Consider the following 11702-nt stretch of genomic DNA (forward strand, 5'->3'; position numbering starts at 1 on the left):
GGGGACCGCACGTCCTCGGCCGATGGAGCCCGGGCCGCCAAAACTAGGGAAGCACTGCGCCGTCACCCAAAACGCCCCACCGCACCGCGGTTTCTAGCCTCGCCCATACTCCGGAGCACCAGATGACCCTCGCCGCCCCCTACGACCCCGACAACATCTTTGGCCGAATCCTTCGCGGCGAAGTCCCCGCCGCCAAGGTCTGGGAGGACGATCACGTCCTCGCGTTCATGGACGCCTTTCCCCAGTCCGAAGGGCACGTACTGGTGATCTCGAAGACCTCGACCTCCCGCACCCTGCTGGACGTGGAGCCGGACGTGCTCGTTCGGCTGGTCGCAGCCACCCGACGCACCGCCCGGGCAGTGGTCAAGGCGCTGGCACCCGAGGGTTTCCTGATCGTTCAGTTGAACGGCGCGGCCAGCGGTCAGACCGTCTTCCACCTGCATTTCCATATCATACCTCGCTGGGCGGACGTTCCGATGAAGGGCCACGGGCAGGCGCCGATGGGTAAACCAGAAACCCTGCTCGCCCTCGCCGACCGCATCGCCACTGCGCTTGATTGACCGCAGCCCGGCATGCGGTCTGCTGCCGCTCAAATAGCAATCGGAAAAGCTCCGATGTGACTGCACGAAAACGATGCAGCCATGCCTTGCGGCGAACGCGCCGTCGCCCTGCGGGGGTATCACCGGAGGCTTCAACCGCTGGCGGAGTTTGTACGAAGTCCTGCTCAGCAACTGCACCTAGGAAGCTCAGCAAGGTCGACAAAATGAAAATAGGTGTCTCTGAGGCAACGGCGGTCAGTGGGCAGCACTCGACCGCGCGATTGGGCGAAGCTGGGGCTCGTCCTTTCTCCCGGCTTCCCGAAGTGGATTCTGGCTTAGGACTCTCATATGTTCCATTCACGTAGCATTGTCATCACCGGGGGGGCGACGGGCCTAGGCTTTGCGATAGCGAACGCGCTTACCCCCCAAGGTGCTCGGCTGACGCTCCTCTCGCGGCGAACCGATAATCTGGATCTCGCGGTTCATGAACTTCGTCGGCGACACGCCGGCGCCGATATCGAGGTGCAGTCCGTCGATGTTGGCGATCCGATTGCAGCGTCTCAGGCTATCGAGGAGGTTGCTCGGCGCCGTGGAGGGATCGACATGCTGTTCAACAATGCAGGTGTGATGCGCGAGGGGCGGTTCGAGACCCTCACCGACAATGACTTCCAGGCCGTGATGCAAACCAATTTCTTTGGTCCGGTAAATGTCACCAGGGCTGCTTTACCCCATCTACGCGCCGCTGGCGGGCGGTTGATCAACATAGCATCGATCGCTGGTCTGACCGGAATCTTCGGTTTCACCGCCTATGGATCTGCGAAACACGCCTTGGTCGGCTTCACCGAATGCCTGCACTACGAACTGCTGCGCCAAGGTATCAAGGTTCACCTCGTCTGCCCAGCGGAGTTCGAGACGCCTATGGTGGCGGAGCTTGATTCCTATCGGACACCGGAGAACCGGCGACATACGCTGACCATCCCGAGAACTCCCTTGGAAATCGTGGTTGCGGACACATTGCGCGGAATCCGGCGCGACCGGTATTTCATCGTTCCGGGTGGCCGCGCCCGGCTGGCCGTCCTCGGCTTGCGGCTCGTACCATCGATTGTGCGTAGACTTGGCGAGCGCATTGTTGGGAAACTCGAGCGGAAGCACCCGGTGTGAGTTCATCGTCATACCGGCGATCGGCCGCGAGGCAATCCGTCGGAGGATGAACATGAATATGGTGACGCCTTCCGCGAGCGTATGAGGTCAGGCTTAAAGACTTCCGCTGCGTCACCAGATAGGACAAACCCGCCAGCGCGTGGACTGGTTGGAGCGAAGCGATACCATTGTTGTCTCGTAGACCAATTGATGGGTTTCGCGTTGCTCCACCCATCCCGCGAGCTAATCGACAGCATGCCGCGAAACTAAAGCGAAGTCACGCCCCACGCTTTGTCGGTGGCAGTAGCGCGCCGGGCGGCGGATTCCAGTATTTCGTTGAGTATTACGGTGACGCTGCATGAAACTTGTCGTGGCGCGCTGCCCCGACGAGACGGCTGCATACCGGTCGGCGCTGATCGCATCGACGGCGCAGCATGCGCCGACATTGCACGTCATTCCGATCCGTCGCTCCGTTCCAGGACGCGTCTTCCGTTTTTCGGAATTTGTCTTGACTCCGACCCCAAATCAATGGCTATATCCGCCCCGTTCCGTCCCGGCAGGAGGGGCGTACGCGTCGTCACGACACGCGGGGCGGGATGCGGTGGCTGCGACGGCGTCGTCAGGACGAGCGACGTCGACCGGCCTCGTGCAGGGCTGCGGCGGCTTGCCGTCGTGGCGCGCGTGCGGGGCCTTTCGCGGACGTTGAAATCGTGTGGTCCTGGCATCCCGATGCTGATGTCAACTCGCGTTGAGGCCTCGCTTCGCGCGGGGATGGTGGCCAGAAAGCCCGGCGCACCAGGGAGATCACGTATAAGACGTAAAGCCCATCGCGCAGGGAATGCCGGATGACCGGCTGGACCTGTGGTGACTGCCGCCTGCTTATCTTTCTGCAGGCGGGCCATGGGTTGCGGCCAGCACCCGGCATTCCCTGCGCCCTCCTCGTTGCGAGGGTCCCTCTCGGCAACACCTCGGGCGCTGCGCGCCGCGAGAGGGTGAGGTCATGTCCTTCATCGGGATGTCCTGCATCGGGATGTCTGTCGTCGCGTCGTCATCGATCGGCATGGGTCGTGTCCGGATCCGCGCGGGTCGAGCACGCGGCCCGCAGAATGCAGATCGCCCATGACGGCGCACGCGGGCGGCCAGGGGTGGACGGTCTGGTTGGGTGCAGATAGGGTCGGACATCATCTGTCAGGGATCACCATGCTCAAGCTCTATGTCGCGCCGGGCACCTGCGCGCTCGCTTCACATATCGCGCTGGCCGAGACCGGCGCCGACTACGTCGCCGAGAAGCTCAGCTTCAAGACCAACCAGCAGAACAGCCCGGACTATCTCGCGATCAATCCCAAGGGGCGCGTTCCGGCGCTGGTGACGGAGCAGGGCGTCTTGACCGAGACGCCTGCGATGCTCGCCTATGTCGCGCAGCGCTTTCCGGAGGCTCGGCTTGCGCCGCTCGACGACGTCTTCGCCTTTGCCGAGGTGCAGTCGTTCAACAGCTATCTGTGCTCGACGGTCCACATCGCCCATGCGCACAAGATGAGGGGCTATCGCTGGGCCACCGAAGAGTCCTCCTTCGCCGACATGAAGAAGAAGGTGCCGGAGACGATGAGCGCCTGCTTCGCGCTGATCGAGCAGAAGATGCTGCGCGGCCCGTGGGTGATGGGCGAGCAGTACACGATCTGCGATCCCTATCTGTTCACGATCGCGCAATGGCTCGAAGGCGACGGCGTCGACATCAACGCCTTCCCGAAGGTCGCCGACCATTTTGGCCGCATGTCCGGGCGGCCGGCCGTCAAGAAGGCGCTGGCCGAGCTGGCGGGCTGACGGCCATCCTCGAGGCCATGGCGTCGGAACAGCCGCCCGCCAGCACGGCGCATCGGGAGAGCGGAAAAAATAGCAGCGCGAAGCCGGAACCCAGCTCCGGCCATCGACGTTGCAGGAAGCCGTGGCGCGCCTGCGACCGATCTCCTTTTCTGGGACCCCTTGATGTTGCCGGCTGCCGTTTCAGATGACCGTTTGCGCGCGACCGGCACGGAGAGCATCCGCGAAAGACTGAAGGCGGCAACGGCCTCGGCGCACCGCGCGCTGGATGAGGGGCTCGTTCATTTCGATCTCACCACGACGGCTCATTACCGCCGGTTCCTGCAGGCCAGCGCGGCCGCGCTGCTGCCGTTGGAGGCGGCGCTCGATCAGGCCGGGGTGGATGATCTGATCGAGGACTGGCCGCAGCGCCGACGATCGCAGGCGATCGCCGGCGATCTCGCGGATTTCGGTGCCGTGCCGGTTCCGATGGACCTTCCCGCCCCCTCGCTCGACCGTGCGGGCGTATTCGGCACGCTCTACGTGCTGGAAGGATCGCGGCTCGGCGCGGCCTATCTGGTGCGCATGGTCGCGGCCTCCGCCGATCCGCGGGTGAGACGCGCGACGCGCTATCTCGGCCATGGCGCGGGGCAGGGCTTGTGGCGCAGCTTCCTGTCACAACTCGCACAGGAGCGGACGACAGCCGACGAGGAAGTCAGGATGATCGTGAGTGCGCGCGCAGCGTTCGCGATGTTTGCGAAGGCAATGGCAGCAGCATGAACGAGCCGGTCAACCTCACCAATTGCGATCGCGAGCCGATCCATGTTCCCGGGAGCGTCCAGCCGTTTGGCTTCCTGCTGGCGCTGGTGTCGGACTTCACCATCTGCATGGCTTCGGAGAACGCGCCGGACTTTCTCGGCGGCGACATCGGTTGGCTGCTGCAGCGGCCGCTCGACGCCGTGCTCTCGGAAGCCGCCGTGACGGCGATCCGTGCCCGGGTCGACTATCTCAGCGGTCCGGACGCGGTCGAGCGCGTGTTCGGCGTCGATCTTCAGGGCCGGGGCCGGCTGTTCGACCTCGCCATCCATTTTTCCGGTGCGTATCTCGTCGTCGAGGCCGAGCCGAGCCTGATCGAGCCCGGCGTCAATTCCGGCGAATTGGTGCGGCTGATGCTCGGCCGCATCCGCAAGACGACGGGGATGATGGACCTCGCGCAGGAGGCGGCGCGCCAGCTCAGGCTGCTGACCGGATTCGATCGGGTGATGGTGTATCGCTTTCATCCGGACGGCTCGGGCGAGGTGATCGCCGAGGCCGCGGGCTCCGGCCTGGAGCCGTTCCTCGGGCTGCATTATCCGGCCTCGGACATTCCCAGGCAGGCGCGGCAGCTCTACCAGCGCAACTGGCTGCGGATCATCGCCGACATCGACGCCGCGCCGGCGCCGCTGCTGTCGACGCCGACGCACAATGCCGGCCTGCTCGACCTGTCGATGAGCGTGCTGCGCGCGGTCTCGCCGGTCCATATCGAATATCTCCGCAACATGGGCGTCGGCGCGTCGATGTCGGTCTCGATCCTGCGCGAAGGCAAGCTCTGGGGCCTGTTCGCTTGTCATCACTATGCGCCGCATCACCTGTCGTTCGAGAAGCGCACTGCGGCCGAGCTGTTCGGTCAGATGTACTCCTGGCTGCTCGAGGCGCGTGAGCGCGAGACCGACGTCGCCTATGAGACGCGCGCGCATCAGATCCAGGAGCGTCTGATCGAGCGTGCGGCTCTGCACGCCCACAGCAAGCGAGCGATCCTCGACTTCGTCGCCGACTACCGGCAGATGATCGAGTGCGACGGCATCGCCGTGTGGTCCGACGACGAGATCACGCTCGACGGCGAGACACCGACCGAAGAGGAGGTGCAGGACCTCATCGGCTTCATCAACCGGACCTCCCCCGGCGGCATTTGCGCCAGCGCCGAGATTGCCAAGGTGTACGCGGCGGGCGAGGCATTCCGCGATCGCGCCGCCGGCTTCCTCGCCATTCCGATCTCGCGCACGCCGCGCGACTGTCTGATCTTCTTCCGGCGCGAAGTGCTGCGCTCGGTCAACTGGGCGGGCGATCCCAACAAGACCTACGCCGAAGGCCCGCTCGGGCCGCGCCTCACGCCACGCAGGAGCTTCGAGCTGTGGCAGCAGACGGTGGCCGGCCAGTCGAAGCCATGGTCAGCGGCGGACCTGCGCATCGCCGAGAGCCTGCGCATCACCCTGCTGGAGGTGATCCTGCAACTGTCGGAGCTCGCCGCGCGCGAGCGCCGCGGCGCCCAGGAGCGGCAGGAGCTCATGATCGCCGAGCTCAATCACCGCGTTCGCAACATCCTCAGTCTCGTGCGCGGCCTGGTCGCGCAGAGCAAGGAGACCTCGACCTCGGTCGAGGACTTCGCCGCGGTGCTCGGCGGCCGCATCCAGGCTCTGGCGCGTGCCCACGACCAGATCACCAATCTCAACTGGGCGCCGGTCGCGCTGCGCGCGCTCTTGGAGTCGGAGGCGGGCGCCTATCTCGGCTCGCGGGCCGCGCGGGTGCGGATGGAAGGGCCGGACGTCGCGCTCGACCCCAAGGCGTTCGGGACGCTCGCGCTCGTCGTGCATGAGATGATGACGAACTCGGCGAAATACGGCGCGCTGACTCCACCGGGCAGGTTCAGGTGGCGTGGCGACTGGATCCCGGCGCAAGCCTCGTCATCGACTGGAAGGAGAGCGGCGGACCTCCGGTGCAGCCGCCGACGCGGCGCGGCTTCGGCACCACCATCATCGAGCGGTCGGTGCCATTCGATCTGAAGGGCGACGCCGAGATTCGCTTCGATCTGCTCGGCGTTCAGGCCCGCTTCATGATTCCCGCCAATTTCGTCCAGCTGGTTCCGGCGCCGACCGGCGCGGTCCCACGTCCCGAGCAGAAGCAGGAGCCGACGCCGCGTCTCTCAGGCGCCGCGCTGATCGTCGAGGACAATTTGATCATCGCGATGGGCGCCGAAGTGATTCTGCTCGAGCTCGGTGCGCGGCAAGTCGACACGGCGGCTTCGGTCGGTCAGGCGCTGAAGGCGATCGAGCGCGCGGTGCCGGGCTTCGCGCTGCTCGACATCAACCTCGGCGCGGAGAGCAGCCTGCCGGTCGGGCACCGGCTGAAGGAGCTCGGCGTGCCCTTCATGTTCGCCACCGGCTATGGCGAGCGCGCGCCGATTCCGCCCGAGCTGTCCGACGCGCCGATCATTCAGAAGCCGTACACGCGCGAGCTGGTCGAGAAGGCGTTGACGAAGATGATGAAGTGAGCGGGGCGCGGCGTGTGGTCGATGTGCGCGTCATGTTCGCAACGGCCATGGCGAGTGTACGTCGATGACGCGGCGAGTTTGTCCGACGCCGTCGTACACGCGTGGGACCGTCGAGAGTCATTGACTTAGATCAAGTGAGGCGCACGCGCATCAATCTCTGGACTACGCCTTGCGGTGATTGGCATTCAGGATTTCAGTCTTGGGTTTTCTCACATCCGCGTGTTGTCTCGAATGGCACAGCACGCGTATCGTCGTCGTATCAACGCGAATTCCCACTGTTGCTGCGACAAAACAGCCCAAAAATATTGGAATGCATCCAAAGGACACCGCTGTTCTAACATTGTTTCGACAAATGGAACCTCCGCAGCCTTATTCCGAACGAAGTCATCGCCGAAACGGCGCGGCGGGGGCGCGTTGAATCGTCGGAGGTGTGATGACGAATCGAACGACGAGTTTGTTGCCGCGCGTTGCTGTCGCCGTGCTGGCGGGAGTGGCTGCGGCGACAATCGAGTTTACACCGGCATCGGCTGCTGACGAATGCCTTGCAAAGCCTGCGGGAACGCCGGCGGGGAAGCACTGGTTCTATCGCATCGATCGCGCGACGAAGAAGCAGTGCTGGTATCTGCGCGACGACGATCGCGAGGCGAAGGGCGCGTCGCTCGTCACGCGCAAGCTCGCCTCGCAGAAGGAACGTGCTCAGCTCTCGTCGACCGCGGCCAATGCACGTGCCGAGATCCAATCGTCGTCCAAGGACGCCGCCGATGAGGTGAAGGTCGTGTCCTCGACACCGACCGCCGCGCCGTCTGTGCCGGCGACGTCTGCGTTTCCGTCGGTTGCCGCATTTCCGGCCGCGCCAGCGCCCGTCGCGTCAGCGCCGGCGGCGCCCGACCCGGTCGGTGCGGCCGTGAACGAATCTGCTGTTGCGACGCGTTGGCCCGACCAGTCCGGCACGCGGCCGGCAGCGGTGGAGCCCGCCGCGCCCCGCGCGTCCTCCTACACGCTCGCGGCCGCCAGTGACACCAGCGCCGCGGAAGCGGCTGCTCCCGCGACGCCGGCGCTGGCCGCTGCGGATGCGTCGCCGGCCGTGACGATCGGCATGTCCGGGGACGATGCGTCCAGGACGCGGATGTTTGCGTTCCTCGGCGCAGTCGCGATTGCGGGCTTCTCGATCAGCGTGCTGTTTGCGCGCGCCCGGGGCAGGCGGCAGCTTCGCATCGAGCCGGTGGCCGCCCGGCGCGTCACGCGTTGGCCGGCGGAGCCCGAGCTCGATCGCATGCACCTGCCGCCGGTGGACAGCTACTATCCGGCCCTGGCGGGACGCAGGGGTAAATCGTCGCAGTCGACAGCGCAGGTCTCGGTCGTGCCGCGCGACGACGTTCGCTACGATGAGCAGTACGAGGTCGAAGACCTGCTGGCGCGCTATTCCGGACAGGAACGCCGGAATTCGTGAGCGTCAGGCGGCGGACATCTCGGAGCGGATCTCGGCGCGCAACTCGTCGATCAGCCTGAGGCCGCCCTTGGTCTCGACGTGCCAGAAGGTCCAGCCGTTACAGGCCGGCAGACCTTGCGCCACCGCGCCGATGCGGTGGATCGAACCGACCTTGTCACCCAGCATGATGGCCCCATCGGCGCGCACCAGCGCGCCGTGGCGGCGCTTGGAGTCGACGAGCTTGGTGCCGGGCGCGATCATGCCGCGCTCGATCAGCTCCGAGAAGGCGACGCGCGGCGCTTCGCGCGCCGTCATGAACGGTGCGAGCGTTGCCTCCGGCAGCGGCTCGACCGCGGCGATGCGCCGCTCTGCCGCCTTCGCATAGACCTTGTCGCGCTCGAAGCCGATGTAGCGGCGGCCGAGGCGTTTTGCCACGGCTCCGGTCGTGCCGGTGCCGTTGAACGGATCGATCACCAGATCGCCGGGTTTCGAGGATGACAGCAGCACCCGCGCCAGCAGGCCTTCCGGCTTCTGCGTCGGATGGATTTTCTTGCCATCGCCGTCCTTCAGCCGTTCCTCGCCCGTGCACAGCGGAATCAGCCAGTCCGAGCGCGCCTGGACGTCCTCGTTGGCGGCCTTCAGCACTTCGTAGTTGAACGTGTAGCCCTTCGCCTTCTCGTCCCGCGCGGCCCAGATCATGGTCTCGTGCGCGTTGGTGAAGCGGCGGCCGCGGAAGTTCGGCATCGGGTTGGACTTGCGCCAGACGATGTCGTTGAGGATCCAGAAGCCGAGATCCTGCATGATCGCGCCGACGCGGAAGATGTTGTGATAGGAGCCGATCACCCAGATCGTTGCGCTCGGCTTCATCAGGCGGCGCGCGGCGAGCAGCCAGGCGCGCGTGAAGTCGTCATAGGCGGAGAACGAGGAGAACTTGTCCCAATCGTCGTCGACCGCATCGACCTGCGATTCGTCGGGACGCTTGAGCTCGCCCTTGAGCTGCAGATTGTAGGGAGGATCTGCAAACACCAGGTCGACCGATGCGCCTGGCAGTTTCGACATCTCGGCGACGCAGTCGCCGACGATGATTCGTTGCTCTTCGAGGGTCTGAAATTTAGTGCGGGGCGCCCTTGCAGACGCCCCGCGACGCGACTCTACCATGACTCAAGAACTCTGACTCAGGCGACGCTGTCGGCGACGCGGGACCTAACAACCGACTGCCCACACATTGACCCGGCAAAGTAAAAATGGACTTAACCCGGAAAATTATTCGCATCGATGCGCACGCTTTCATCACGCGCACCAGCGACGAATTCCGTTCGTCGATGCACGATGGTCTCTGCGCAAGACGCCGATTGCGATGGGTTTTTCGCGCCGGTCGCGCGCGAGCGCAGCCGATCGAGGTTCGGCGCGGGCCGGTTTTTTTGGCGGCGCTAGGCAAAATTTGCCGGCCGGGTTATTGATTAACACAGTGGAAATTTTACCTGTTTGCCGCGTTAGGCATTTCGCGCAGAGCCGCGCAAGAATCGTGAGGAAAGGCCGCCCATGCGTTACGATGATTTCCGTCGCAGCGACGACATCGACGACCGTCGCGACGAAGGCGGCGGGATGGGCGGTGGTATGGGTCTGCCGATCGGCGGCGGCGGGCTGGGCATCGGCACCATCATCGTGCTCGGCCTGATCGGCTATGCCTTCGGCATCGATCCGCGCATCCTGATCGGCGGCGCCGAGATGCTGAGCCATGGCGGCGCGCCGACCCAGCAGGCGGACCGGCGCTCGCCGGGCCGGACGGGCGCACCCAAGGACGAGATGGGCGACATGATCTCCGGCGTGCTCGGCGAGATCGACGACCGCTGGAGCGAGATCTTCCAGGCCAGCGGCCAGAATTATACCGGGCCCAAGATCGTGCTGTTTCGCAACAGCACCAACGGCGGCCGCTGCGGCATGGCGCAGTCTGCGATGGGACCGTTCTACTGTCCGCCGGACCGGCAGATCTTCCTCGACACCAACTTCTTCCGCGAGGTCGAGACGCGCTTCCGGGGCTGCTCGGGCAGCGCCTGCAAGTTCACCGCGGCCTACATCATTGCGCACGAGGCCGGGCACCACATCCAGAACCTGCTCGGCATCCTGCCGCGCGTGACGCGGATGCAGCAGCAGTCGGACAACAAGGCCGAAGCCAACGCGCTGCAGGTCAAAGTCGAGCTGCAGGCCGACTGCCTGTCCGGGGTCTGGGTCAATCGCGAGGCCAAGAAGCGCCCGGGCTTCCTCGAGGAGGGCGACATCGACGCCGCGTTGACGACGGCCTCGGCGATCGGCGACGACACTTTGCAGCGGAAGGCGACCGGACGCGTGGTGCCGGATTCGTTCACCCATGGCTCCGCCGCGCAGCGCAAGCGCTGGTTCATGATCGGCTACCAGCAGGGCACGGTGCAGGCCTGCAATACGTTCAGCGCCAGTTCGCTGTAGGGAGACGCGATGATGGCGATCGACGAGAGCAAGAGCTTCATTCCCCTCAACATCGCCGTGCTGACGGTGTCCGACACGCGTTCGCTTGCCGACGACAAGTCCGGCACCACCCTGAGTGACCGCCTGACCGCTGCCGGCCATAGGCTCGCGGCGCGCGAGATCGTCACCGACGACGTCGAGAAGATTCGCGCGGTCGTGAAGTCGTGGATTGCCGATCCCGGCGTCGACGTCGTCATCACCACCGGCGGCACCGGCTTCACCGGCCGCGACGTCACGCCGGAAGCGATCGAGCCGCTGTTCGAGAAGCGCATGGACGGCTTCTCGATTGCTTTCCACATGCTGAGCCACGCCAAGATCGGCACGTCGACGATCCAGAGCCGGGCCACGGCCGGCGTCGCCGGCGCGACCTACATCTTCTGCCTGCCGGGATCACCGGGGGCCTGCCGTGACGGCTGGGACGGCATCCTCGCCGCCCAGCTCGACTACCGCACGCGGCCCTGCAACTTCGTCGAGATCATGCCGCGGCTCGACGAGCATCTGCGCCGGTCCAAGGCGCAGGGCGCGACGGCGTAGGGCCCCGGCACGACGACGCGCCGCGCGTCCATCGCACGCCTCACTTCGTTGGTACGATCTCGAAAGCGCCGCCGCCTTCGATCGCCGCGCCAATGAGGCCGCCCATCATGCTGGCGGCGAAATTCTGTCCGCGCGGTCCCACGACCATTCGATAGGTCTTGCCGGGCACGGCGGTGAAACGAATGTTCGACGAGCCCGGCGAGGACCATGTCGATACGGTGATTGTCGTGGCGCCCGGCGCAATCGGGCCGCTGTAGCTCTCGCCGCGGCCGAGGCTTGCCACCTTGGCGCCGTTGATCTCGATCGCCGCGGGCGCCGCCAGATAGAGGAAATCGGCCGTGCGCGTAATCGCGACCGTTGCGCGTCCTTTGGGCGCGGCGTGAGCCGCCGTCCCAGCCGCGACCCCCAACAAGCCTGCCAGCGCGGCAAGCGCCGCAAGCTTCGATCGCACCAT

At 65.4% G+C, this 11702-nt stretch carries 9 protein-coding genes and 1 pseudogene; 8 read left to right on the forward strand and 2 right to left on the reverse strand.

Annotated features, from left to right (window positions below; all coding sequences use genetic code 11):
* The first annotated feature begins 122 nt into the window (after positions 1–122).
* The 6 genes and pseudogenes from QX132_RS21390 (at position 123) to QX132_RS21415 (ending at position 8233) form a co-directional block, all read left to right on the forward strand.
* Positions 123–560: an HIT family protein gene (locus tag QX132_RS21390; RefSeq protein WP_315738323.1), complete on the forward strand. Its 438-nt coding sequence runs from the start codon at positions 123–125 to the stop codon at positions 558–560.
* Between the two features lie 327 nt (positions 561–887).
* On the forward strand, positions 888–1700 hold the full coding sequence (locus QX132_RS21395) for an SDR family oxidoreductase (RefSeq protein ID WP_316162802.1): 813 nt from the start codon (positions 888–890) through the stop codon (positions 1698–1700).
* Between the two features lie 1179 nt (positions 1701–2879).
* Complete coding sequence (locus QX132_RS21400) at positions 2880–3500, forward strand: glutathione S-transferase family protein (RefSeq protein WP_316162921.1); 621 nt, start codon at positions 2880–2882, stop codon at positions 3498–3500.
* 162 nt (positions 3501–3662) lie between these two features.
* On the forward strand, positions 3663–4256 hold the full coding sequence (locus QX132_RS21405) for a biliverdin-producing heme oxygenase (protein WP_316162803.1): 594 nt from the start codon (positions 3663–3665) through the stop codon (positions 4254–4256).
* Positions 4253–6783, forward strand: a pseudogene (locus QX132_RS21410) (HWE histidine kinase domain-containing protein). Before QX132_RS21405 ends, QX132_RS21410 begins: the two are co-directional and overlap by 4 nt.
* 433 nt (positions 6784–7216) lie before the next feature.
* Positions 7217–8233 (forward strand): hypothetical protein, encoded by a 1017-nt coding sequence (locus QX132_RS21415; RefSeq protein WP_315782134.1) that lies wholly within the window; start codon positions 7217–7219, stop codon positions 8231–8233.
* 3 nt (positions 8234–8236) lie between these two features.
* Here QX132_RS21415 and QX132_RS21420 read toward each other — a convergent pair whose 3' ends face one another.
* The gene (locus tag QX132_RS21420) at positions 8237–9370 is read right to left on the reverse strand and encodes a site-specific DNA-methyltransferase (RefSeq protein ID WP_315717257.1); all 1134 of its coding nucleotides are present in this window, start codon (positions 9368–9370) and stop codon (positions 8237–8239) included.
* Positions 9371–9754: 384 nt separating this feature from the next.
* Between QX132_RS21420 and QX132_RS21425 the strand changes: the two genes are divergently transcribed.
* Positions 9755–10675 carry a neutral zinc metallopeptidase gene (locus tag QX132_RS21425; RefSeq protein ID WP_315739946.1) on the forward strand — a complete coding sequence of 307 codons (921 nt, stop codon included), beginning with the start codon at positions 9755–9757 and terminating at the stop codon, positions 10673–10675.
* A gap of 9 nt (positions 10676–10684) precedes the next feature.
* Positions 10685–11248, forward strand: coding sequence for a molybdenum cofactor biosynthesis protein B (moaB, locus tag QX132_RS21430; protein WP_316162804.1), 564 nt, complete (start codon positions 10685–10687; stop codon positions 11246–11248).
* A 40-nt stretch (positions 11249–11288) separates the two neighbouring features.
* Here moaB and QX132_RS21435 read toward each other — a convergent pair whose 3' ends face one another.
* The gene (locus QX132_RS21435) at positions 11289–11702 is read right to left on the reverse strand and encodes a hypothetical protein (RefSeq protein WP_315757052.1); all 414 of its coding nucleotides are present in this window, start codon (positions 11700–11702) and stop codon (positions 11289–11291) included.

The sequence above is a fragment of the Bradyrhizobium sp. SZCCHNRI20481 genome (assembly GCF_032485055.1).
GTDB lineage: Bacteria > Pseudomonadota > Alphaproteobacteria > Rhizobiales > Xanthobacteraceae > Bradyrhizobium.